This is a genomic window from Riemerella anatipestifer (genome assembly GCF_035666175.1).
Classification (GTDB): Bacteria; Bacteroidota; Bacteroidia; order Flavobacteriales; family Weeksellaceae; genus Riemerella; species Riemerella anatipestifer_D.
In genome coordinates, this window is sequence record NZ_CP142016.1 from 1,895,691 (window position 1) to 1,919,726 (window position 24,036).

Annotated in this window: 30 protein-coding genes and 1 pseudogene; 4 read left to right on the forward strand and 27 right to left on the reverse strand. The window is 34.3% G+C overall.

Annotation, left to right across the window (positions count from 1 at the left end; translation table 11 throughout):
- Positions 1–5: 5 nt before the first annotated feature.
- The 3 genes from VIX88_RS09340 to VIX88_RS09350 all read right to left on the reverse strand — a co-directional run bounded on the left by VIX88_RS09340 (position 6) and on the right by VIX88_RS09350 (position 7,193).
- On the reverse strand, positions 6–3,854 hold the full coding sequence (locus VIX88_RS09340) for a phage tail tape measure protein (protein ID WP_214193793.1): 3,849 nt from the start codon (positions 3,852–3,854) through the stop codon (positions 6–8).
- Entirely contained in the window at positions 3,854–6,211 is a 2,358-nt protein-coding gene (locus VIX88_RS09345) for a hypothetical protein (RefSeq protein WP_214193795.1), read from the reverse strand. The genes VIX88_RS09340 and VIX88_RS09345 overlap by 1 nt, the downstream gene beginning before the upstream one ends.
- Positions 6,212–6,314: 103 nt before the next feature.
- Positions 6,315–7,193, reverse strand: coding sequence for an IS982-like element ISRa1 family transposase (locus VIX88_RS09350; RefSeq protein WP_127919811.1), 879 nt, complete (start codon positions 7,191–7,193; stop codon positions 6,315–6,317).
- A gap of 119 nt (positions 7,194–7,312) precedes the next feature.
- On the opposite strand from VIX88_RS09350, the gene VIX88_RS09355 reads away from it, so the two are divergent.
- From VIX88_RS09355 to VIX88_RS09370, 4 genes are all read left to right on the forward strand, one after another.
- Complete coding sequence (locus VIX88_RS09355) at positions 7,313–7,633, forward strand: hypothetical protein (RefSeq protein WP_214193797.1); 321 nt, start codon at positions 7,313–7,315, stop codon at positions 7,631–7,633.
- A gap of 149 nt (positions 7,634–7,782) precedes the next feature.
- Positions 7,783–8,616 carry a DUF3800 domain-containing protein gene (locus VIX88_RS09360; protein ID WP_014938297.1) on the forward strand — a complete coding sequence of 278 codons (834 nt, stop codon included), beginning with the start codon at positions 7,783–7,785 and terminating at the stop codon, positions 8,614–8,616.
- Positions 8,617–8,964: 348 nt separating this feature from the next.
- Complete coding sequence (locus VIX88_RS09365) at positions 8,965–9,357, forward strand: hypothetical protein (protein ID WP_214193799.1); 393 nt, start codon at positions 8,965–8,967, stop codon at positions 9,355–9,357.
- Between the two features lie 2 nt (positions 9,358–9,359).
- On the forward strand, positions 9,360–10,106 hold the full coding sequence (locus VIX88_RS09370) for a phage antirepressor KilAC domain-containing protein (RefSeq protein ID WP_214193800.1): 747 nt from the start codon (positions 9,360–9,362) through the stop codon (positions 10,104–10,106).
- A 502-nt stretch (positions 10,107–10,608) separates the two neighbouring features.
- On the opposite strand, the gene VIX88_RS09375 is transcribed toward VIX88_RS09370, so the two are convergent.
- The 24 genes and pseudogenes from VIX88_RS09375 to VIX88_RS09490 form a co-directional block, all read right to left on the reverse strand.
- Positions 10,609–11,520, reverse strand: a complete 912-nt coding sequence (locus tag VIX88_RS09375; protein ID WP_214193802.1) for a hypothetical protein — start codon at positions 11,518–11,520, stop codon at positions 10,609–10,611.
- 73 nt (positions 11,521–11,593) lie between these two features.
- The gene (locus tag VIX88_RS09380; RefSeq protein ID WP_214193804.1) at positions 11,594–12,487 is read right to left on the reverse strand and encodes a hypothetical protein; all 894 of its coding nucleotides are present in this window, start codon (positions 12,485–12,487) and stop codon (positions 11,594–11,596) included.
- Complete coding sequence (locus tag VIX88_RS09385; RefSeq protein WP_214193806.1) at positions 12,484–12,948, reverse strand: hypothetical protein; 465 nt, start codon at positions 12,946–12,948, stop codon at positions 12,484–12,486. Before VIX88_RS09385 ends, VIX88_RS09380 begins: the two co-directional genes overlap by 4 nt.
- Positions 12,945–13,433 carry a hypothetical protein gene (locus VIX88_RS09390; protein WP_214193808.1) on the reverse strand — a complete coding sequence of 163 codons (489 nt, stop codon included), beginning with the start codon at positions 13,431–13,433 and terminating at the stop codon, positions 12,945–12,947. Before VIX88_RS09390 ends, VIX88_RS09385 begins: the two co-directional genes overlap by 4 nt.
- On the reverse strand, positions 13,430–13,933 hold the full coding sequence (locus VIX88_RS09395; protein ID WP_214193810.1) for a hypothetical protein: 504 nt from the start codon (positions 13,931–13,933) through the stop codon (positions 13,430–13,432). The genes VIX88_RS09390 and VIX88_RS09395 overlap by 4 nt, the downstream gene beginning before the upstream one ends.
- Positions 13,934–13,999: 66 nt before the next feature.
- The gene (locus tag VIX88_RS09400) at positions 14,000–14,218 is read right to left on the reverse strand and encodes a hypothetical protein (RefSeq protein WP_214193812.1); all 219 of its coding nucleotides are present in this window, start codon (positions 14,216–14,218) and stop codon (positions 14,000–14,002) included.
- Between the two features lie 4 nt (positions 14,219–14,222).
- Positions 14,223–14,369, reverse strand: coding sequence for a hypothetical protein (locus VIX88_RS09405; RefSeq protein ID WP_153928891.1), 147 nt, complete (start codon positions 14,367–14,369; stop codon positions 14,223–14,225).
- Between the two features lie 287 nt (positions 14,370–14,656).
- Complete coding sequence (locus tag VIX88_RS09410) at positions 14,657–15,877, reverse strand: phage terminase large subunit (RefSeq protein ID WP_214193814.1); 1,221 nt, start codon at positions 15,875–15,877, stop codon at positions 14,657–14,659.
- On the reverse strand, positions 15,852–16,385 hold the full coding sequence (locus VIX88_RS09415; protein WP_214193816.1) for a hypothetical protein: 534 nt from the start codon (positions 16,383–16,385) through the stop codon (positions 15,852–15,854). The genes VIX88_RS09410 and VIX88_RS09415 overlap by 26 nt, the downstream gene beginning before the upstream one ends.
- Entirely contained in the window at positions 16,382–16,708 is a 327-nt protein-coding gene (locus tag VIX88_RS09420; protein WP_153928887.1) for a VRR-NUC domain-containing protein, read from the reverse strand. Before VIX88_RS09420 ends, VIX88_RS09415 begins: the two co-directional genes overlap by 4 nt.
- A gap of 226 nt (positions 16,709–16,934) precedes the next feature.
- The gene (locus tag VIX88_RS09425; RefSeq protein WP_214193817.1) at positions 16,935–17,180 is read right to left on the reverse strand and encodes a hypothetical protein; all 246 of its coding nucleotides are present in this window, start codon (positions 17,178–17,180) and stop codon (positions 16,935–16,937) included.
- Positions 17,177–17,473 carry a MazG-like family protein gene (locus VIX88_RS09430; protein WP_214193818.1) on the reverse strand — a complete coding sequence of 99 codons (297 nt, stop codon included), beginning with the start codon at positions 17,471–17,473 and terminating at the stop codon, positions 17,177–17,179. Before VIX88_RS09430 ends, VIX88_RS09425 begins: the two co-directional genes overlap by 4 nt.
- Positions 17,474–17,579: 106 nt before the next feature.
- Positions 17,580–17,894, reverse strand: coding sequence for a hypothetical protein (locus VIX88_RS09435; RefSeq protein WP_214193819.1), 315 nt, complete (start codon positions 17,892–17,894; stop codon positions 17,580–17,582).
- Between the two features lie 4 nt (positions 17,895–17,898).
- Entirely contained in the window at positions 17,899–18,168 is a 270-nt protein-coding gene (locus tag VIX88_RS09440; RefSeq protein ID WP_214193820.1) for a hypothetical protein, read from the reverse strand.
- A gap of 4 nt (positions 18,169–18,172) precedes the next feature.
- Positions 18,173–18,619, reverse strand: a complete 447-nt coding sequence (locus VIX88_RS09445; RefSeq protein WP_214193821.1) for a hypothetical protein — start codon at positions 18,617–18,619, stop codon at positions 18,173–18,175.
- A 12-nt stretch (positions 18,620–18,631) separates the two neighbouring features.
- Positions 18,632–19,444 (reverse strand): phosphoadenosine phosphosulfate reductase family protein, encoded by an 813-nt coding sequence (locus tag VIX88_RS09450; protein ID WP_214193822.1) that lies wholly within the window; start codon positions 19,442–19,444, stop codon positions 18,632–18,634.
- Positions 19,441–20,559: a DUF4942 domain-containing protein gene (locus VIX88_RS09455; RefSeq protein ID WP_324711526.1), complete on the reverse strand. Its 1,119-nt coding sequence runs from the start codon at positions 20,557–20,559 to the stop codon at positions 19,441–19,443. Before VIX88_RS09455 ends, VIX88_RS09450 begins: the two co-directional genes overlap by 4 nt.
- Positions 20,554–20,835: pseudogene (locus VIX88_RS09460) on the reverse strand (class I SAM-dependent methyltransferase); the annotation flags it as partial. The pseudogene VIX88_RS09460 and the gene VIX88_RS09455, both read right to left, overlap by 6 nt.
- 109 nt (positions 20,836–20,944) lie before the next feature.
- Complete coding sequence (locus tag VIX88_RS09465) at positions 20,945–21,157, reverse strand: hypothetical protein (RefSeq protein WP_214194219.1); 213 nt, start codon at positions 21,155–21,157, stop codon at positions 20,945–20,947.
- Positions 21,157–22,542 carry a replicative DNA helicase gene (gene dnaB, locus VIX88_RS09470; RefSeq protein ID WP_214193824.1) on the reverse strand — a complete coding sequence of 462 codons (1,386 nt, stop codon included), beginning with the start codon at positions 22,540–22,542 and terminating at the stop codon, positions 21,157–21,159. Before dnaB ends, VIX88_RS09465 begins: the two co-directional genes overlap by 1 nt.
- Positions 22,532–23,206, reverse strand: a complete 675-nt coding sequence (locus VIX88_RS09475; protein ID WP_324711470.1) for a hypothetical protein — start codon at positions 23,204–23,206, stop codon at positions 22,532–22,534. Before VIX88_RS09475 ends, dnaB begins: the two co-directional genes overlap by 11 nt.
- Positions 23,191–23,340, reverse strand: coding sequence for a hypothetical protein (locus tag VIX88_RS09480; protein ID WP_214193826.1), 150 nt, complete (start codon positions 23,338–23,340; stop codon positions 23,191–23,193). The genes VIX88_RS09475 and VIX88_RS09480 overlap by 16 nt, the downstream gene beginning before the upstream one ends.
- Positions 23,341–23,342: 2 nt before the next feature.
- Positions 23,343–23,645, reverse strand: a complete 303-nt coding sequence (locus VIX88_RS09485; RefSeq protein ID WP_214193827.1) for a hypothetical protein — start codon at positions 23,643–23,645, stop codon at positions 23,343–23,345.
- Between the two features lie 21 nt (positions 23,646–23,666).
- Positions 23,667–24,023, reverse strand: coding sequence for a DUF3127 domain-containing protein (locus tag VIX88_RS09490; protein ID WP_214193828.1), 357 nt, complete (start codon positions 24,021–24,023; stop codon positions 23,667–23,669).
- Positions 24,024–24,036 lie beyond the last annotated feature (13 nt).

Sequence of the window (24,036 nt, forward strand, 5' to 3'; positions counted from 1 at the left end):
TAAAATTAAAAACTAGATGAACCTTTTAAATTACTATCACTTCCTGCTTCCACAATACCGCTTTGGCTTCCTGCGTGAGTACCCATTATCGCTCCTTCGTAAACGGCTTCTTTTACCGCTTCTACTAAAGCTACATCGTCCCTTTTTTGAGTGAGCGAACGCTGTACTCCTGCTATATTTCCACCAACTACACCGCCTCTCGCAAATTTCACTCCTCCACCTGCTACATTGATGTCAGAAAGCAAGTCTTTAAATATGGACGCTGAAATTTTATTGATAATAATTTCTCCGCCTTCTGCTTCTATCATTCCGTTAGGAGTAATTATAGGAACACCCCCTTGTGCGTGGCTTTTACCCTCTATAAACATTCCTCTTTGTGCCTTTGGGGTTTGGACGCTCATTATTTTTCTAACAGACTGCAAACCACTAGAAAGTATTACTCCTGCGTTAACTACTTTTGCGATGGTTCCCATTGGCTCTGGTAAGGTGGACTTTGAGGAAAGTACTTCCGTAACTCCCTGATAAGTGTTAATAGTTGCTTGAGCAATACCCGCTGCTTTACCTGCCTCTGTATTTTCTCCAAGAAGTGTTTTGATGTTTCCAAATGTTTCAGCATACCTGCTCAATCTGTCCTTTTGTTTTTCTTTTTCTATTTCTTTTGTTTGCTCGGCGTATTTCCTTTCTATGTTATTTATTTGTTCTAACTTGTTTTGCAGTCTAAGTTTGTCATTTTCGTCATCGGTAGCTTGTATTTGTGCTTCTAATTCTTTTCTTTGATTTTTTATTTCTGTTTCTGAAATGTAGCCGTCGTTATCTGCGTCCATTTTCAGTTTGTGTTCTTCATAAAGGCTTTCGGCTAGTGCATTTAGTTTTTCTTGTTTATCCTCATCGGCTTGTACTTTTCTTATTTCGTATTCGTTCGCATTTTGCTCTTTTAGGTCTAAAATCTTTTGTTGAAATTCAATAGCTCTAGCTAGTTTCTTATCTTCTTTGGTTTGCTTCTCAAATTTCTCATTATTTTCTTTGATTTTTATTTGAGTTTCCTGTTCTAGCTTGGCTCTTTGTTCGGAGTATTCATTTTCAATTAAAATAAGCTCATTTTTGAGATTTTGAAGCTCTTGCTTTTCGTTACTATTAAGTGTTTTTTTATTATTAAGCTCACTTATTTTAATTTTAACAACTTTCTCCTTTAGTTGCTGTTCTTGTGCTAAAATGTCAAGTTGTTTTTTCTGTACCTCTTTTAAATATTCGTTTTGTAGCCTTAACTTTTCTGAGGTCAGCCTTTTTTCATCTTTTAGTTTTTCTGAATTGACACGGATATATTCGGCAAGTTCAATCTGAGCCTGTTTTATAGATTGCTCACTAGCTTCTTTTTGAAGCTCTAAGGCTTTTTTTGCTTCGGCTTCTATTTTTTTACTTGCGTCGTCTTTATTCTTGTCGCTTTTTCCTTTTTCCTTTTTTTGGTCTGCTGTGCCGTCAAAGTTATTTGTCGGTTTGTTTGTTTCATCTTTCTGGTTTCTTCTATCCTCAATTATACGCTGTGCGGTAGCATCTGCTTTTATTTTTTCGTTATATTTATTCCTGTAGTTATTAGCTTCTGTAACCCCTCCTTTGTGTAAATTTTTACCGAAATCGCTAGCAATACCGCCTATGTCTTTTTTAATTTTTATCATAGAGGCTTTGAAGTTTTTGGCGTCCGCTAAAGCTCCGTCAAAGTCGCCTTTAAAAAACTTACCAATAGCCCCTGCTCCTTTTGCAAAATTTTGGAGTAAGTCAGATAGAAGCGTTTTAATCTGAGAAAAAGAAGACTGAACGGTGCTAGGCAATGAAATAAAAACCCCTCTTACATATTTTGAAGAGGCGATAAACTCCCTGTCAAATGTTTTAAGCCACGCAAGTGTGTCATAAAACCCTTTTTTAAAAGAAATGGTTAGTTTCTCCCAATCTCTTTTCAAAGCTAGAATTTCATCAGATTTTAGAGCGTCATATTTTGCTTCTCCCAACTCATTATAATCATCTATTTGCTCTTTTATTGTTTTTTGTAAATCGGTCAGTTCTCCTCCTTGCTCAATAACCGCTAAGGTTACTGCGTCCATTACTTTAGCAAATCCTCCTGCGTCTTCTCCTGCACCTCTGAAAATGTCAGCTGTAAGTTGTGCCTGTTGTTTTTGAGTTAGATTGTATTTTTCAGACTCTTTGTTTATTTCTACTAGAGCGTCTTTTACGCTCATTTTACCTGTGTTTACCTTTTGCAGTAATTCATCTGTAAACCCAGCCCCAAAAGCATTAACTAAAGCATCTCTTGTAGATTTAGTTTGCTCCTTGATGGAAATAGAAAACTCTTTTATCGCATCAGGCAATTTGTCCTTATAAATGCCTAAGTCGTAACCTGCATTTATTATATTTATGAACTCTTTAGCTGAGAATCCTGCTTGAGCAAAGAAAGTAGGATATTCTCTTATACTATCCAGATATTCACTATTAGCCGCACCTCCTCTTATCGCTCCGTCTTCTATCCTGTTTAGGGCTTCTTCGTAAGTGATACCAAACTCATTAACGAGGGCTTTTGCTGATTCTAAAGTTTCCTTTCTGTCTAAGCCTAAAATATCTTCTAAAGTTTGGCTTTTTATGGTTACTTTATCTAGCATTTCCCCCTTTAGATTGGTTACCTGTTGGGTTAGCTTGTTGGCTTCTAGTAAAGCGGAGTTATATTCCCAAATCTCCTTTACGGCAAGACCTATGCCTGTTGCTACTCCTGTAACTATGGCAAGTACAGCGGTTAATGGGTTAGACATCAAGGTTGCCCATAATGCCCTTGCGGAAGTAGCGACGCCTTGTAATCCTGTTTTAACTACAGCGAAGGCTTCCGTTGCATTTCCTTTTTTTAATTCATCAATACTATTTGATATACTGATGAAATGGGAGCTTACTTCTTCACTGAAAACCTTAACACCTTCGCCATTAGCTATAAGCTCTTTTCTGTAGGCTTCTTGCTCTTTTTTTAGCTTTGAAATTTTATTTGAAACACTATCTAGCTTTTTGTTGGTGTCGGCTATACTTCTGTTGTAATCTTCATTAGAAATTTTATTTTGTTTATACTGTTTGTCAAGCTCTGATAAGGTGTTTTTTAAAGCCCTTTCTTTTTTTTCTAAGACACCTGTTTCCTCAATAGCTTTCTTCATTTGGTCTTTATAATCTCCCACAGAGCGGTGGTTATCTCCGACGGCTTTATCTAAGGATTTAAGTTCTTCGTTTAGTTTTTCTGCCTTGCTTGTAGTTTCTTCATACTCTCTTTTTAAAGCCTTGAATTTGATTGTGTTTTCCTGACCCTCATTGCTTAGTTTAAGTAGAGTAGCCCCTAAGTCCTTTGACTTTATTTTGAGAGCGTCTAGTTCTTGACTGGCTTTCTTGTAGCTTCCTGTGCTTTCATCTATTGTCCCTATGCCTCCGTCTAGTATTTTGTTGAGCATATTATTTTCTAAGCGGAGGTTTTTTATTGATTGCTGTAGATTATTATTTTTTATTATACATTCGGATAGCCCATTACCATATTCAATGTGTTTATTTTGAATATTATTAACCTCTTTATTGCTTTTTTTTAGCTCTTCTTTATATTTTTCTTGGGTAATAATACCTTCTTTAAGGTTAGTTTTAAGTTGGTTTTGGAGCTTATACTGTTCTTCTAGTCTTGCATCTAGTAGTTTGAACTCTAAAGAGTATTCTTTTATTCTTGATTTTCCAAGTTTAAGCTCTTCGCTTAATCTGTCAATTTCTTTAATGTTATTAGCTATGCCCTCGGTTACTTTCTGTGTATCCCAGCTAAAAGTTCCTAAATCTATTGTTTTATTACTCATTATTGTCTAGTGTATTTTAGAGTGTTAGAATAGTAAACCTCATCTCTGTTGGTAGTTAGCTTTAGTCTAAACTCATTCAGTCCGTCTGTTAAATCCGTGTAGGTTATTGACGGTACGGAAGCGTCTAAGTAGTCTGACCACTCCATACCTGTGTTAGCATTTCTGATTTGAAAAGTGTGTCCTACTATTACGCCTGTCGTTCCTAGAACATCTATTGAAACCCAATTTTGTTTGCCTGTCCTGTCCTCAAATTGGTCAGTCCAAGTATTAGCGTCTGATGAATCCATATCCCACGCTATCTCTGACCCCAATTCAGGCATTGGGGTAGTTATGGCGGTAATTCCTGTTTTATCTACTTTTACAAATACAGCCTTTGCCTCTTTGGTTGAGGTAGTGTATCTTAATGCATCAAGTAAATAATAATGCCCCTCTTGTTGGAAGTAGTAGAGTTTATCAAAACTAAGGCTTAGTATATCTATCAAGTTTAAGTTTAGGTTTATGGTGTGTAACCTAGACCTGCTGATAATCTTTCTTAAATCGTTATAATACTTACTTATCAGGCTTCCCCAACTCAAACCGTCAAAGTGAGCAACAGCTACTTTATTCGTTGCTTTGTCCTTGTTGAATACCTTGCTCCCTAAGGATACATTTGTAGATACTTCGTTTATTCTGATGAGGTGGAAACGCTTTTGTAAAGGCTTGTATTTGATAGGTTCTTCGCCGTCTTTAGGTCTTTCTTTTATTTCTTTGTCAAAGAATTTCATCAGTAGAACGCTTTGGCTTGTGTCGCCTAGATAAAAGTTTTCTGTTGCTTCTCTTTCAGGGCTGTAAAACTTAGAACTAAAAGCCTCTTTTTCTGCGTCTAGGTTGATATTATCTACTTTTATACTACCATTATTATAGTCTTCTTCTTTGTCGTTGTATTGGAGTTTAAAGGTGTTTTCTTGGGCGTATTGACCAAACAAATAAGTTTCGGATTCTCTATTGATATATTTGTCCGTCCAATCTATGGCTTCTGCATTTACACGCTCCGAAATCGTAAGATATTTAACCTCCTTTTTATCTACATCTACCAATGGTGTAAGCCCAAAGCGGTTAAGTATTTCTTTATAGAAATCAGTCATTGATAGTTGGCTGAGGTCTTGGGTGTATACAGGATTAGCATTTGGGTAGCCTATTATAGATAATGTACCTCTTAGTCCCTTAATATCCCCATGACTTCTATTAGGAATACCTTCTTCTTTTAGAATGAAGTAAACGAGAGTATTGTCTTCTTTTATTTCAAAATTAATTTTTTTAGTGATTTTGTTTACAGTTGTGTCTTCTTTTGGTAAAGAGTATTCTATTCTGTTTACATCATCGTTATAAATCTCTCTCAATGGTTTATCTTCCTTAGATTGGCAAACCGCTAGTGTGATTTTTTCTCCAGCAAATAAATACTCTCCACCCTCCGAATTGAAGTCAAAGGAATAAACGCCCTTTTTCTTGAATAGTAAATGCGAAAATATTGCTCTTGATAGCTTTGTTCCACTAGATGGTGTCCTATAAATAGGTTTGTAAACTTCGTTTTCTTTGAATGTTTTAACTTCTCCGCCGTTACCAAGTCTTCTCTCATAATCAAATGTGCGGTAACTAGTAGGACTAATAGGGATACTATATGAATTACCTGTAAAAAAAATATCTGCACTATCAAACACATTTTCTTCCTGCAGTCCTACAGATTTTGAGTAAGTCAGCCAAAGATTATTGAAATCTTGGGTGTCAAATATAGAGCCTGCATAAGTAAATCCTGCGTATTTGTGCATTTTATCCCAAAGATATTTTACAGCTACGGAGGGAGCGATAGGGTCAATATTGATTATCTTAGTTCTGTCTTTGTCGTAATGTGTCAGACCATTGTAATCAGCAATAGGGTATTTGTAGTAAGGGTTATCTATGGAGTTGATAACGGTGTCTATATTTTTCTCGTGTTGTATCTCTGACAAGTCTGTAATATCAGACATATTTTTATTTTGGATAGCTTTAAAAAAGTCAATAACTCCTGATGATATAGCTACTTTGTAATCCTCTTTTGTGGTTTCAATAAGTTTTAACCACCCTTTGTTTATTATAGTATAACCGTCTATCTTTAGCGTAGCCTCCATTTTCCTGTAAGGAATAGTTGAGGTGTCGCCCATAAGACCTACCCCCTCAAATATCTGAATGTTTGCAGGGGTTCTAGGGAGGGAAAAATGATAAGTAAAATCAGTCTCCCTAGTGTTTATATCTGAAATCCTGTTTACTTGATAATTAACTGTGATTTTCTCGCCTGTTCTTAGGTCTGTTTCTCTGCCTTCTAAAAATAGCTGTACGCTCATAATTAAGTAAATTTTTAATATACAAATATACTAAAAAGTAAACTTTTAAAATACATTTGTTAAAAATTTTATAGACTGTATTTGTTTTAACTCGTTGTGCATTTTAAATAATACTGATTTTTAGATGATTTAATTTTCTTTGGAAGATAAATTTATTGATATATTGAATAACCGTTGCGGCGGTTATTTTACTGATTATCCTTGTTTTAAAGCCTTCAAAAGTTTTAGCATAGTTTCTTTTAATCATAAATTGGTCGCAAAGTTGAGAGAAAAATGTCTCAATTCGTTTTCGCTTTTTCTTGTACAATGAAAATTGAGGAATATAATCTTTCTGATTACTTCTCATTGGTGTATCTAATTTAATATTAGCATAGTTAAATAAATCTATTTGAACTTTTGCTGATAAATAGCCTCTATCTCCAATTAAAGTACAGTTTCGCATTTGCTCACCACTATCTTTTAAATAGTGGATGTCGTGAACGGATGCAGGGCTTATATCAAAATTCTTAATCACACCATTTAAAGAACATACTGCGTGTAGTTTATAGCCATAGAAATATAATTTCTGTGAAGCACAATAACCATATGTTGGTGAAGAATAGGATTGCTCTTTACAAATTTTTGAACGAGTAGAACGAGCGTTTTCACAAACTTTCATTGGCATGCTATCAACGATAAAAATATCTTCAAACTCATTGAACTCCATCGAAATACGCTGTCTAATTTGCTCTGTTTGTAGGGATAGTCTTCGTTTTCGCTTATTGTAAACACTTCTTTCAATTTTGTTTATCAGAGAGTTTGGCAATTTTCTAAATAACTGTAATTCGCTATCAATACTCAAGTATTCAGCAGTAATATTAAGACTTATGACTTCTAAATCGCTCATTTTAGGTGTTCTTCTCTGATAACTAATCAGTTGATTTTCTGAAAAAAGTCCTAAAACTTCCAAAATTCTTTCATATATTTGCTCTATGTTGTTCATTTATATCGTTTTATAGCAAAAACAATATACTGATTTTCAGTCTAATAAACAACTCTTGTTTTTTTCATTTCATAATGCACAACGGGTTTGTTTTAATATTTTTGTGCAAAATTCAAATTATGAGAGCGTTACTATTTTTTGGTTTTGTTTTGTCGTTGGTTTCTTGTAGAGAAGAGAATAGGACATCGCGGTCAGATTGTGACTTCAGGTGTACTTATAAAGACTTCGAGTATTATGTAACTTATAAAGTTAATGGAGAGTCTTTAGAGACTATAAGTGTTACAGAAAAGAAGCCTGTTGATAGTGGGTATTATGGCTCAAGGTGTTCTGAGTATAAAATGAAATATAGGCTTCCTCGTTTTGAAAAGGACGATAAGAAACAAAATGGAGATGGGACTATAACGGAACGACTAAGAGAAAGGGAGGTTATTTGCAAATAATTCACTATCTTTGTGATAGTTCGCAACCTCAAAAACAAACCCATTGAAAAACAATGGGTTTTGTGTTTTTGTAGGGTGAGGAAAATTGTTTTTTAAACTATGTCAAGCAGTTTATTTTTTATATTTGTGATTTCTAAAACTTATTTTGAATGGCTGGATTTTACATATTTTGTGATGAATCTATTAAAAAAGGAAAATATTATTCTAACTTCTATGGTGGATTGCTGATTGATAAAAATGATTTTGAAAAAGCAAATAATCTGTTATTAAGTAGTCTGCGAGATTTAAATATAGAAAACTCTGAGCTAAAATGGAGTTCTGTAAACACATACGGTTTGCAAAGTTATGTTCAAATGATGAATGTCTTTTTTGAACTGATAAAAAACAACACAATAAAGGTAAGAATTATGTTTACGGACAATCGCTTCTTAACACAGGATTTACCTCGTGAATACCATAAAAAAGAATATCATTTACTCTATTATCAGTTTCTAAAACACGCTTTTGGGTTATCATATATAAATTCAGATATTCCAATAGATTTAGAGATTTTTTTTGATGAACTCCCTGATAAAAAACAGAAGAACGAAGACTTTAAAAAATTCGTGTATGGTATACAGTTTTTACCTAATTTCATTAGTTCAAAAATTAACATAAAAAAGGAGGCTATATACGAAGTAGATTCTAAAAAACACCTTTTAATGCAATGTTTAGATGTTGTTTTGGGAGCAATAGCCTTTAGATTAAATGATATGCACAAGGAGAAACCAGTAGGCTCTCGCAGAAGAGGCAAAAGAACTATCGCAAAAGAAAAACTATACAAACATATCAATAAAAAAATAAGAGAAATACGCCCTAATTTCAATATTGGTATTACTACTGGTACAGATGGAGACCTTTTAAACAGATTCTTACACCCCTATAGACACTGGTTATTTATACCTAAAAATGCATCATACGGAACAAATGATGAAGACGAATAAAAAAAGAAAAGCCCAAAACACCTCTAAAAAACCCTCTGCGTAGTACGCAGAACTTCGAGATACTAAAGACTTTTCTACTGCAAATATACAAAAAAAAATAAAACTACAAATATTTACACAAAAATAACTAAAAAATTTGCACAGTAAAAAAATAGTCGTATATTTGCAGTGTTCAAATCAGAGCAATAATTGTTTATTATTGCACTAAATCTCAAAAGAGATTAAAATATTAGCCCAAAAAAGGTGTCGCTATATAGTAATGTATAGCAATCAATAAGCGTAAGCTCTGATTTGAACAGCACCCACTTTTTGGGCTTTTTGTATTTAAAACTTTTTAAATTTTATATTATGTTCAAATCAGAAACAACCGCACCAACCGCAAACAACAGTAGCGATGCACAAAGACAAATCGTAAGAAGTGTAGCTATCGGCATTATCAAAGATGCTATCTTATTTGAAAGAATACACGACGGTTTATTTATGGTAATTAACGCTTTTAAAAGCAATGGGCATTCCAAAAATTTAGCCGCTGCTCAACAATATAGCGGCATAGGTAACGCCATAAACTTAATTTGTGATGGAGAATGTCCTTGTGATGACTTATATAGTAAGCTAACATCTGTATTTTTAAATATACATCAGCAAGAAAAAAGCGACAATCTTTTGTATATATCCGAAAGGGTTTATAATGAATGGTCTGAGGTTATAAGAGATTTTTACATTAACAGAAAATCTGCCTAACTATGAAAGCGTTAATCAAAATCACAGAACAAAACGGCAAACAAACCGTGTCAGCTAGAGAGTTGTATGAGTTTTTAGGGTACAATAAAGCCGTTTGGTCTCGCTGGTATGCTAAAAATATAGAAAATAATGAGTTTGCAATAGAAAATATTGATTATCAAACCTTCAACATTATGTTGAACGGTAACGAAACTAAAGATTTTGCCCTTACCATAGACTTTGCTAAGAAAATATCAATGATGGCAAGAACTCAAAAGGGGGAAGATGCAAGAGATTATTTCATAGAGTGTGAGAAGAAACTTAAAACCACCCTACCCACCACCTACAAAGAAGCCTTACTTGAACTCATCAAGAAAGAAGAAGAAAAAGAGGTATTACTCTTGCAAAATCAAGAGCAACAAGCCCAACTTGATGCACAAGCCCCAAAGGTACTATTTACAGAGGCGGTAATGGGTAGCAAGACATCGTGTCTTGTTGGTGAGTTAGCCAAAATAATTACGCAAAATGGTTATTATATAGGCGAAAGGCGATTATTCAAATACCTAAGAGAAAACGGCTATTTGGGGCGTAAAGGCGAACGCTACAACATACCTAATCAAAAATATGTAGAACAGGGTATTTTTGAACTCAAAAAAGGCACTCGTTCAGGCAGCGGTGGCGTTATGCATACCACCATAACCACAAAGGTAACAGGCAAAGGGCAAGTTTATTTTGTAAACAAATTTCTCAAACGCTTGCAAACTGCCTAAAAAACAAACCCACTAAAAATAGTGGGTTTTGTTTTTATAGAGAGTATTTGAAAAAATTAGTTTTTGTCTAACTCTTCCTCTATTTGTGTATTCAATTTTTGCATTTCTAAGAAGTTGAATATATAGTAAGCTATTACATACAGCATTAGTAATATCATTATATGAGAATATTTTACAAAGCATATTTCATAAATACAAAACTCCGTTTTTTTCGTTGTGTTAAGTATATCTTCAATAATATAAAATAACGATACTATAGCGAAGTAAATAATGAAATTATTTCTTACCCTATTTACATTGTCTCTTATTCTACGTTTAATCTTTAGGTTTTTAATGCCTGATAAATTAAATGTAATGGCTAAGCTCATCCCTATGGAGAACATAATGCCTAAAATAGCGTAGATGTTTTGTATAATTTCTTTGCTCGGCGTAATATATGGGAATAACCATTTAATTATAGCCGATAAGAACACACAAACAAATAAGCTTATAATAATTCTTATCATAAATTTTTTAATTCTCTTAAATATTTTTCCATCTCTAGGACTAAATCTCGTTCTGATATTCTATTATCATCTATTAACTCAATTTCTACCTCTTTATACTGGAGCATATTTTCTCCAGAAATTGTTTTTCCATTTTTTAACTTAAAAGATACGCCGTCAGCGTGTGATATAGGGGTCATATATGTGCCTAATAGCTTTTCATATTCCTGTTGTGGCATTTTTCTTGGTTTAGAAATACTTATAAGTAGCCTTGATGAAAAAATATTACTGCGTACAATATCATCTAAATTTTTGGTATCTGATATAAGTTTTTTAAGTAATTCTGTTCCTAGCCCAAAAACTTTAAACCCATTTTCATTCTTTTCTTTCTTTTGAGAGGATTTTAATGATATATGTTTAATTTCGTTTAGTTTAATCTGTTCGCTAACTTTAATTTTGGATGTGAAATTGTATGATTTATCTCCTCGAGTCGCTAGTAATAACCAATTTAGATATACTTCTAGAGATTTTATTCTGCTTTTGGGCAAGTTAGTAACTAAAAAATGATTGTTTAATGCGAAGTAATAATGTTCTTTGCAGGTTAGCTGTATTTTCTCGTCATTATTAAAAATATCATCTATTTGTATTTTAGGGTTGCTAAAATAATCATCAGGAATACGAGGTATTTCTTTAGATGGAGATATTCTCCACATTACTCCATAAACATATCTATCTGTGATTGCGAAATCAGAAAGTAAATCCTCATCACTAGAACTTAAGTTGAGTTTCATTCTACGAGTGTCGGCAGATTCGCCATATCCTAATTTCTCCTTTAGTTTCTCAAATAAGTCAGAATAAGGAGCTTTTATATCTTCATTATCAATATCGTAGGCTAATAGTTTAATGGTTTTGGTTTTTATCGAAAGCATATATTCTTTTTCTACAAAAATAAAAAATATCTTTAGTTATCATAAAGCACTTTGTGCATTTTTTATAACCTTTCTACAACTCCCTCGCAACATCATCATAAAAAGAAAATGATATTTTATTTTCAAATGAGTTGTCGTAAGTGTTTTCTACGCTGTCGTTAGATTCCAATACTAACCTGTGCCATTGGCTCTCATCACTCACGCCATCAGGGTCAAATAGATAAACATCATAGGATTGCACTAAGTCGGTTATAATAGGCTGTAAATGCCTTTTGGTTTTGGTGTGAAGTTCTATTGTTTTATCAGCTTCTATTCCTAAGTTGAAAAAGTTATTTTGCCTTAGAGAGGTCTTTATTTTAGATATAGTCTTTTTGCCTTTTGTTTTCGTCTTCCCCTCGCTGTTTTCAAATACATAGCATTGGTAACCTCCGAGAGAATTAAGGAACTTTATTATCTTGTACTTGCACCCTCTAATATTGATACGCTCTACCTCATCTTTGGAAGGGATAAAAGTAACTAATCTACCTCCGATTATTTTTTTAGGTTGAACTATTGGGAGGTTGCCCCATTCTATCCATTTGCCAACTACTAAACTGTCTCCCTCGTTGAGGTGCCACTCTTTCACGCCCTCTTTTCTTCTCCAGCCTCTGATGAAATTTTTAGTCAAGGTTATTGTTTCTGTTTCAGCCCCTGTATTGAAAAAGGCTTTAAAGGTAATTTCAAAGGATTGCAGAGTATTTATGTCAATATGATTAGGAGAGGGGAGAAGTCCTCTTATAGCCTCTGATATGTTGAATAAATAAGTATTATCTGCATTAGGTGTAATATTAAAGCTGTAAGAGGTTTGCGTTTCCAAACGCTTAATTACAACCTCTAAGGCAGATGATAAGCGTGTAAATCCGCTCACTTCTATCCAAATGTTATTTCCTGATAGGTAATAATCGTTTTCTAATCCTATGACTTTCATTTTTCTAAAATGCTTTTTGCGTTTCTGCGTAATTGGTCAGCTATCTTTACCCTAGCTATACTACCTAATTCCTCTTGTAAGAATAGTATCACTCTAGGCTCTTCTAATACCTCTAAAAGGTCTGTTCCTCCTTTTTGGTAGTGTGTAGTTCCTGATTGTTCTATTTTCTTGGCTATTGCCCACGCCCTCTGCCTTGCTTCTTTTCCTGATAGTCCAAATTTAACTTTGAGCCATTTTTCTATGGCTTCTACTGGAGGGAGAGAACCGCCCTCTCGTCCTTTGGCTAATTGTTCGGAGTAATGCCTTCCTCTTATAACGCCTTTGTTTTGTTCAGCAACAACCTCTAGGCTTTCTTCCCATTCTCCAGAAGCTCTCATATTTAACTCCTTAAATCTAGGGATTAAAAATAAATCTACTACTTTGAGTAAAACAGCTTCTATTTCTTGGGGTTCAAATATCATAGTTTCTCTCTAAATATCCCTGATACTTTCCAGCCTGTATAGTTGTTATCATCTTTAAATACGGTAGTTTCCATATCCCACTTAGTAACCTCAAACGGATAACCTAATTCACAAATAGGTAAATTATTTGCATCTCCTAAACAATTTTGTAACGGCTCTAAAATGGTACTCCAAAGCCCCTCACTTATAGGGTATCCATTAGCTTCGTTGTATATGTTTACGCCTAAGTTGGATTTTCTAACAATATATAGCGTGAAAATATGGTCTTTCCACTCTTCGTTTTTTAAAGTTGTTTGTCCGTCTTTTTTAGAGCCGATAGATGTTTTATAATATGTAACGAAAAGATGAGTGCAACAAGGGTCTTCTGATGTCTTTCGGTTCATTCCACTTTCGCTAAGAGGGGCGGAATATTCCCAACAAAAACCGCAATTTTTCTCATCGTTAAATCGTTCGGTTAAATCTTTAAAGAAACTTATTATATTCATTTCTTACTTATTATTTTTTCATACTTTTTGCGAATGTCACTATTAACCTTGTCTAGTTTCATCTTTTGATAAACTTTGTGATAGGGTAGGGCTAGAATATCATCGTACTTTAGAATATCGCCACCTGCTAAACTATCAACTATTGCCATCGCTCCGAACTCGTTAAGTTTTGTAACTCCAGACGCTAACAATTCAGGTTCAGGAGTAGATTGTAAGTTTTCAGCTTCTTTAGAATTGATAAAATCCACCTGCTCTTTAATCCAAAGAATAAAAGAGGCTGTTTCGTTGGCGGTAGCCTTGCTTATATCTACATTGTTATATTGGCATTCTAAAATGCATTTAATCGCCTTTTCAGGGTCTTGCTTTAGTAATTCAGGTAACTGTACTTTTACCACGCCGAACGGCAGGAATATAAACGGTTTAGATTTATACCCCTGCACCTCATCGCTAGGCTTTCCAAACCTAACTATAAAATCGTCGTGTTTTACCAAAGAATGCATACAATTATTTCCTTACAAAGGTACAAAAAGTAAACTAAAGATTTACTATTTTGAAAAATAAAAGTATTACATTCCTTTCTTAAGTTTGTGTGCTAAAAAGTAGTAGTAAAACAAAGCCTTTGTTTGCTTGGTTAATTGTATTTTATGAGGTTTATCATCGCTAGAAAATAGGCGGCTTAAATAGCTTCTATCTAGTAACAAGTCTTTTGTTAGGTCTTTTCTTTTAACGCCTAACTCTTTCATTTGTTCCTCTATCCACAAAATGTTTATATCTTCTATGTTCATAAGGTTATTTTAAGAAGATGTACATCACTCCTGCTAAAGCTAAAATAATAAATATTATCTGCTCTAAAGATAAACTAAATCTAATAGTTATATCTTGCTCAAATGGTTCTTTTGAAAAGATGTTTTTAATCAATTTTATAAATTCTTTCATTTGAAAAAATATTTATAAATTTGCCTTTAGAAGTAAGGGGGACTAAGCCCCCTTGTTTCAGAATAACAGACCGAAAAGTTTCTGTTTTATCTCGGCTTTAAGTTTCGCAACAAACTTAAAGCCTTTTTTGATTCTTCTGAAACTGATTTTGAACTCAAAATCTAACTTCATAAAAAGCAAATTTAAAGGTTAAACTTAGGTGCGTCTGTTCTGTCTCTCATTGACAATGCAAATATATAAAAAACGTTTTAATTACGAAAACATTTTAATAATTTTTTTATCTTTTTTTACCTTACCCTGTAAGTAATTGTTTTGCCTGTTGCTTGGTAAATATAGTATCCACCTGCTTCTGTGATATGGTCAAAACCGCTCGTTTTGTCAGGCTCTCCGTTTTTATATGTTTGGCGTTCTAGGGCTTCTGAATAGTTAGGACATTGCTCGTCATTGACATAGTAGCTTATCTCTTGTTTATTGTTTTTAAAAGCGAGGTTCATAGCATTAACTCTATCTTTAACAGCAGGGTTCCTTACCATTCCCCTAATAGTGAAACCAAAGGAACGGATAATATCGTGGTCAGATTTTCCGCTTGTACTTCTTGAACTTCCTGCACTATCAGGGTAAACTATTATCTTATGATTTGAGTATTTCCGTTTAATTAACTCGCAAAGTTCTTGAGTGTCATAAGCGTTTACAAATTCATCAACGGCGAAATGTTTTTTATCCTCCTGAATATGCACGACTGCGTTCATCTTGGTTATGTTAAAGTCCATTCCGATATGCAACACATCTCCAGCTTTTACTACTCTGCGAGTGTTGTTGTCTTGCCTGTTGTAGTTTCTGTAAACATTACCGCTCGTTAAATTGACAAATTCGCCCTCCAAATAAGCGAGTATTTTCTCGTCGGAGTATGTTTCCAATAGAGAGGGTATATAGTCGTCAGGTAAAAAAGGATTATCCGCTGTTTTGCCTTTTATGAGTAGCTTGTTGGGGCTTGGTTTCTTTACGAAAAATTCATATAAAAATTTAAAACCCTCAGGGGTACTCACGAAGTCTAAACTGTTCTTTTCTCCGTTGGGGAGTGCTTTTCTATTTCTAGCGACTATTTTGGTATAGACTTCTTGCATTTTGTCTTTAGGTAAAACATCTGCTTCGTCTATTAGAGAATAGCCAACCTCATAACCTACGATGAGGTCAGGGTTATCCATTGTCCTTAAAATAATCCTTCCGTTTGGAAGATGAAACTCTTTGTCTGAACGATTTAACTTAAAAGGTATTCCTAGATTAGATAATATTTCTGAGAATCTCGGAAACGCAATATCTTTTACAAGTGGATAGGTGGGTAGGTAGTAGGCTACATCTATACCGTTATACATTAACTTTTTTATAACGGTTTTTGTAATTCCAGCGTGGCTCTTTCCTGAACCAAAACCCGCAACTAACCCTGTGTGTCGGTAGTTAGATTTTATAAAGTCGTCCTGATGTTTAAGAAGTAATATTTCCTTTTTCATCTACACGCTTTATCACAAGTTCTAAAACATTGCCCTTATTTTCTACTTCTTGTTTTGTTGGTGCGTAATCGCCCTCTATCTTGGATATTTCGGCTCTTATATCTTTTATGGTGCTTTCTATCTTGGCAACCTCTAAAGCAGTCAGGTCTCGCTCTTGTGAGGTATACACGCCTTGACTAAAAGTATATGCTAATGTTTTGCCTTTAGCGAGGAGGTACTCTAGTCTTTTTATCTGCTTCTCTAACCCTGCTAACCTGTCAATTTTTGTAGAAATAGCTTTCTTTCTTTCCTCTATCTCTATACTAGTTGTTTCTTCTATTACCCTGTCGCTAATTTCCTTTTGGTATGCCTGAAACTCCTCCGTTGCTTTTTTCCAGTCTTTATCAAATGTTCTTCTTGATTTTGCGAAGTTTTGCGAATAATCTGCGAACATATCACCATAAGACAAAGTTGGCTCACTTTTCAGCAAGTCTACTATCCATTGTTGTCTTGTTTCAGGGTTGTTCATCTGCTTTCTACTATTGTTTTGAAGTCGTCAAAGCTCCTGCATAGGTGATATTCATAGCCTAGATTTGATACTTTGCTCTCAAACTCTTTTTGTGATTTTGACTGCCTCCCTTTTTCGTGCTTCATCTCAATAAATACAATGCGGTTGTTTTGTATTACTATTAAATCCGATACCCCTGCCATTACTCCCTCCCTTTTTAGCTTTCTTGCTTCTAGTAGGTTTCTACTTCCTCCGTTTGGAACGGCAAAGATTAAATCGTTTGGGTGTTGCAACCTAAACCAAGTAACGCATTGAGTTTGTATTAAACTTTCTAGGCTGTTCATTTATACAAAGATACAAAAAGTAAATTAAAAGTTTACTATTTTGGGTTGAAAATATTACAAGAAAAAGAGAGGCGGTAGCCCCTCTGTAATGCTTAGTGGTTACTCTCTTGAATAAACCATACCCTTTCTAAGCCTTGATGTTATTCTCCTGTACTTAAATGTATATCCAACATCATACTGAGCATATGCTAAAGTGGATACTTCCATAATATTGTTTTTTAATATTTTAAATTTTAGGTATATCTGGCACCGAATGCCAAAACTTAACATCTAAACCCTCTTCTAAATCTACCTCTGTCATTATCTTGTTGTCTTTTGAGTATATTTCATTATTGGAAATTCCCCATAGATAGCCGTCTTCAACATACGCTAAACAACCCAATGCTACCCAATCTTTTCCGTTCGTTATCCAAACAGTTTCGTTTTCATTTGGTAATTCTTCTTCTGTTTTTTTCCAATTATTCGTTGTCATATATCTTTTACAAATTGCCCGTTAATCATTTTTCCTGTTCTTTTGCTTATTACATCGTAAGCACTTTGTACGCAGTCTATAAAATTTAAATTCTGCATTTCGCACTGAATAATTAGCGTAACTACTATATCTCCTATTGCATCTTTTATTTCCGTTCCATCATCATCTGCAATAGCAGTGAGTAGTTCTGTACATTCTTCTAATGTTTTTAGGGCTTGTTTCGTTGGTGTTGCTTTAGCTAGTATTCCTTTGTCTTCAGCCCATTGTTTGATTTGTTTGATTAGTTTTTCCATAATTTTTAATTTTTGTTATCTCTAATTGTTAAATAAAGTATTGTAACAATAGCTACACATCCAATTATAGTCATTATTACTTCTTGTAAATTTTTTCCTATTTCTATCATTGTTTATTGTTTTTTAAAAAATCGTAAAGTTCTTCGGGCGTTTTTATATATACATCTTTGTCTTCGCAAAAAATACGCAGTCGTTTATTACCAAAGTCTGCGTTCCAACAGAACAACTCTATTAAACTTATATCGTTCATTTCTTCTTGTAGTATTTTCATCAATATGTTGGATAAAAAGTGTTTTTGTGGTAATAAATTAGCTTCAAAAGCATTAGGAAAAACCTTGCTTAAATTTTTAGCTACTTCCTTATCGTATTCGTATTGTTTCTTTATAGCCTCAATGGCTTTTATAAATGTTTGTTTTGTCATTTGTTTATTTATTTTTGCTTCTTACAATAGTTTCTAAATCTTCTTCTGAAATATGGTCAAAATTTTCAATGAAAAATTTTATTTTGCTTTCTTCTATTATGTTTTTAGGTTTTAATAGTTGATTATCTAATATGTATTTGCTTTTTAGCATCTCTCTTAATCGTTTTGTTATTTCATCTTTATAAAATTGAATTTTTAGTCTAGATTCTATCTCATTTAATAAAACATCTGTACTAAACTCATCTATGCTTATTTCTACTGTTATTGTTGACATAACTTTACTTTTTAATATTTTTGATTGTTTTTGCGAAGTTTAGTAAAGCCTCGTACTGTTTAGCGTTCAGGCTTCCTATCGTTCTTATTAGTTCATCATATCCCTTTTGTTGGGCTATTCTTTGCAGTTCTGCCGCTTCGCCTTTCTCCATAGCCATACCGATAAATACCTCTATAAGTTTCAATAACTCGTTTTGGAAATCTACCACGAGGCTTTTAGAGTGAATAACTCCCATATCAAGAAGTTCATCTATTTGCTCGGATAGAAACTCGGTAGAGTAGGCTATCATCGTAAGCCTATGGGCTACTTTTTTAAAGGTTTCATCGTCCATTTTGGATATGCAGAAACCTCTCTTGTTTTCTAGTTCTTTTCGCTTTCTTTTCTCCTCTTTTTCCCTAGCTTTCAATTCTCTTAGGGTGGGAGTTTTTATGTTTAGATAGTTCTGTATCATTTAATTATAGTTTTAAAAGTTGCAAACACATTTGTTTTCTTCAAAGTTTAGCTCTCCTGTAAAAGGGAGCTTAGAAAGCTCTACTAAATCGTCAATGCTTTTATGACCTCTAAAAGAGGTATTGCCATATTTCTCCTCCATTTTTCTATACCAATCTATAAAACGAGTTCCATTTCGGATAACATCTATTAGATTGGTGTCAGATTTTTTCCAACATAGTTCGCAGTTTCCAAATTTGTTGTGTATTTCCAACTTGAATGGCTGACTATCCCAAAATTTATTTAATTCCATTTGCCCAATAGGAAACTTGAAATCGGTCAAAAGCGGAAATATTCTCTTCTTGTCTTCCTTGATTTCAGCCCAAGATATACGCTTAGGCATATCTTCTTTTCTAAAACCTATAGCTTTTATATAGTTGTTCATACCGAAAACATCGTCTGCAAATTTTTTGGCAGGTAATGTTTTAAGCATTTCCGAGCAGAAAGGAGCGTCTTTGCTTGGCATACCATTAAAAATCCCTTTATTTTTGTGTGCTATTGCTTCAGCAAAGGGTTTAGCCATCATATTCAACTCTTCCCAATCTACCGCCTTGTAGCCAACCCCAACGCCCATTTCATTTGAGTAAACACCCTCTATTTTAACTAAAGGAATATTCCAATACTTCTCTATATTTTTGAGAAAATATATCGTCTCTGGTCGCTCCATTCCTGTATTGCAGAACAAAAATAATTTCTCGTAATTTTTATATTTTTCAGAAGTTTGTATGTGTCGTGCCATCATAGCGGAACTTCTCCCTCCAGACACTGTTATTATTAAATTTTTCATAGTTTTTCTGGTAACACATTTCCTTTAGCTTGAGCATAGGCTCTATTGAGCCTCTCCCAAACATTTTTATCTTTGAACTCAAAGTGCATCGTTCCTTTTTTAAACCCTTTGTATCGGAAAAACTCCATATCGTGCCAAATACCCCTTTCAAATTCTTCCCAAGCATTTAGTCGTTCTATCTTATCATAGTTTTTCCCCTCTAACGAACATAACACTTTCAATAAGTCATTGAAATTTTCCATATATCCTGAGCTATCAACCCTTAAATGGTTGTTTTTACACCATCGTACCTTACACATATTAGGCACAATGAATTTTCTATTTAGTAGGTGTCCTGAGTTAGTAGCCCAACCCTCCACCGAATACCTATTCTCTTTCGTGTGGCGTGTGTAGTTGTCAATAGCTTCAACTAACGAGCGTTTGAAATTATGGTCTTTCGTTCCATAAATAATTTCTATCATTTTAAAGATGTTTCTTTTGGTAAAAGGAGTTTGGCTCTTGTATCTTACCCACGCTTCCAAATCTTTCGCAACAGAACTAGTAACATATTTTTCAATATTAAACAGCTTAAATACTTTATGCCAAAGTTGCACTTGAACCTCCCTTAAAAACAGTTGTCTGTTTATCTTATTTTCCTTTAGTTCAACGCCTATCTTTATTGAAACGCCAACTCCACAAGATTTAGCCATTTGCATAAATAGTTCGGCATCTTCAAATAGCTTTTCAGAATACTTAGCTATTCCTTTGTACGAGTTTACAAGGTTGTCAATCTCGCTGTACCTTATAATACCCTCCTCTGAACTATCAATATCAAAGCCTCCTGTATTGTCGAAATAATCGTCAAAATTTAGGCTCTCGCTTGTAATGGGCTTATAGACTTTGATTAAGCCGATACTTACATCGGTTTGCCTCTCAGCATTGCTGAACACATTGCCTAAATCAGACTTATAACCGTAAGCCTCAATGATGTTTAGGATTTCTTCTTTTTCTCTTAGGAAACTCCCTCTATCACTTACGTTGTCGTAATTGCAAAGGCTGACTATTTCACAACCGTCAGGAGCAATATTCCAGGCGTGTAAAAAATGCTTTCTGAACTCGCTAAACGGCGGATTCATTATGATAGCTTCTACTCCTGCAACAGCTTCTGGTTTTAGTTCCAAAAAGTCTGTGCCTATTTGGTTGGCTTTGTTTTTACATATTTCTGCTAAATCCTTGTTGATTTCGCAGAAAAGAACCTCCTTAGCTCCGTACTCTTTCAGATAATCTATAATATTACCTTTCCCTGCACTTGGCTCTAAAATAATTTTGTTGTTTACATCTAACTCCATAAGGTCTAAAACCTCTCTAGGAGTAGGGTAAAAGTCTTGGTTGAATAGGTTTTGGTATTTCATTTTAATTTTTTCTTAGGTTTATTTCTTCTCTTGGGCTTTTGCTCTAGGCTTTGCCCTCTTTTCAGAAAGACCACAGGTCTATTGAGTTTCTTGGCTTCTTCTAATACCTCTAAGGCTTTTCTGTGTTGCTCCTTGCTTCGTTGCCATTTAATATCTTCCATTCTTCGGTGTCTTTTAATGTTGGGGTGTGTTTTGGGAATTTCTTTTGTTTTTCAAGCTCTATAAAATTTTTAAGCCCTTCGCTAAAAACTGTTTTCTTTTTAGCTAACTCGGCAATCATTTTGAGTGGGAGGGAGGTGGGTGTATTTTCTATTTTTCTCATTAAAAAGCATCTTTTAAATCTATGGTTGGTAATGGTTCAAATGTGTTATCGTCAATATCTTTGAATTTTTGATATTTAGGTATCCATTTGAGTCTAGTTTCGCTAGTTCCTACATGTCTGTGTTTTGCTGTTATTATTTCAGCTTCGCCTTCGGTTGGTAAATCACTTATTCCACTCCATTCTACATCCCAAATTTCTATTCCGTAATATTCAGGACGATAAATAAACTGAATAACATCAGCATCTTGCTCTATTGCTCCTGAATCTCTCAAGTCAGAAAGTTGAGGGCGTTTGTTCGGGCGAGTTTCTACTGACCTAGAGAGTTGTGATAAAACAACTACTGGGACATTTAATTCCTTTGCTAACATTTTCAACTTTCTTGATATAAAGCTAACTTTCTCGTTACCTTCGGATTTTCCTTTAGCTTCTATGAGTTGCAAATAGTCAATGATTATAAACTTTACACCAAGCTCCTTTTTAGCCACCCTAGCTTTGCTTATAATTCCGTTTAAGTCAAAAACACTATCTTCATAGTAGAGAGGCATCTGTTCAATTTCGCTACTGTCGTAAATTTTACTCCATTCACTATCACTTAAATTGTGTTTTCTTAGACTATTTGAATCTATTTCTAGCTCATTAGCTACTAGTCTTGTATGTAGCTGTATGTTAGCCATTTCTAGCGAAAATATCAGCGTAGGCACCTTATTTTTAGATGCACATCTTGCTAACTCCATAGCGTAAGCGGACTTTCCCATTCCAGGTCTTGCTCCTATGATTATTAAATCGGTAGGTTGCCAACCGTAAAAATGATTATCCATTTTTCGGAAAGGAATAGGAACCCCTCTCGCCATTCCCTTTTTTTGATTTTCTATAAGTTCTAAATGCAAGTCTTTTGACGACTTAATCGCTTTTTGCCCAGCAATATAATCGTATATTTTTCCTATTTCAAAAGAGAAATCATTTAACAAATCAAATGTACTTCCGTCGTCTTTGTAGGCTTTCTCTGTTATTTTGGTTGAAACCTCAATCATTTTTCTAAGGAAAAATTTTTCAGAAACCAACAAGCAATAATGCTCTATATGTGCAGCAGAACTTATACCTATTGTCAAATCTATGATGTACCCATCTCCTCCCGCATTGTTTAATTTACCTCGTTTTTTTAAGTTTTCTATTACTGTCGCTAAGTCTATTGGCTCGTTATTGGAGTTAAGTTCGCACATAGACTTGTAAATCTCCGTGTGTCTAGGGTCATAAAACATTTCCCATTTGTCTTTAAAAATGCTTAATACCCTCTCTTTCCCTGTTTCACTTATTAGACAAGCTCCTAGTATCAATTTTTCAACATCTACGGAATTTGGTGGTGTTACTCCATTTTTATAACTCATTTCGTTTTCGTTTTACTGGTGTTGTTTGGGTTTTTCCAAACTTAGACTCATTTCTTGCCCAAGTTTTCAATCTCCGTTCAGTATTCCAAGTTTTTTCTAACTTAAATCTCGGTGTTCCGTTGGCACTTGGTTCCGTCCAATACTCATAGAAGTCCCTAACTAAATCTTTACTATACTCTACCAAAAAGGGCATAAGTGAATCACGAAACTCTTTTTCAGTTAAATTTTTAAAAGATTTTTGGGGTGTGGTATTATTCCCACTCTCTTCTGTTTCTGTTTCTGTTTCAGGCGGCGAACCGCTGACAGGTTGCTGACAGGTTGCTGACATAAACTCATTTAGCTCTTTTTCAGGTATTTTCGGGAACTTAGGTTTTACTTGACGCAACCTTTGCCCAAAGTTTATAATATGTAAGTAAGGGTTGTTATCGGCGTTGTAAAGTGCGATTATTCCGGCTGAAACTAACTCATCTAGCCAACGGGTAATATCGGACTCTCTAATGTTTTTTAGCGGAAAACAAAACGCTTTTATTAGTCTTGGGTTTGCGTGGTAACCACCTAAGTCATCGGCTTTCATTAAAAGGCGAGTAAAAAGAACCTCTGCTTGAAATGATAATTCATTTATTCGTTCGTTGTCTGTCCAATCTCTTATTATCCTGTTAGGCATTTTACATTACCATTTTTTTCTTTATACTTAACTTCTGTATCTATTACCTCATACTTACCGCTAGGCAGTCTATTTACCGCTCTTATCTTAGCGGTGAGGGTGTTTTTCTTTTTCTTTTTTGAAATGAGTACCATATCTAAATTGTTATTTTTTCTGATTTAACTATGTAGCAAGTCCACCTCTTACTCTCTTCGTCAAAAACACCTCTATGAGGTCTGCTAGAAATAACATCTGTTACCACATATAAAAAACCTTTGGTATCTCTGAAATCGTCCCCAACTTCTAAAGTTGAATTTGGAGGAATACATATAAGTTGTGTTCCGTCTTTGTATTTGAAACTCTCTACTTTGCTTGATTTGTACTTGTTTAGATTGTAGCCTGCTTCGTGTTTGTTGTTTAAAAATCTCTTAAGATTTTCGTTTATAGTTAAGTTTTCCATTTTGTCTATTTTTTAAAATTTTTAAAAAGGCAAATCGTCGTCCTCGTATTCTGTAGTTTCGCCGTTACTTGGCTGTTTGATGTCTATTCTCCATACATCTAATGATTGCGAGTGTCCTTTTTTAGTTTCGCCTTCTGTTTCTTTCTCCCAAAACCTTCCTTTTACATTGAAAAATACATTCACCAAATCGCCGTTATTTACCTTTGAAAGGACGGTGTCTATTTTGCTTCCTGTTACTTGGAATTTTAGAATATTCTCTCTCTTTTGTCCTGTTATTTGGTTGTATCTGGAACAATCCAAATAAAACTCTTGAATTGTGAATGTTTCAGACGGTTGTCTGATGTCTGATTTCTTTAGTAGTTTTCCTGTGATTTCCATTTTTCTAATTGTT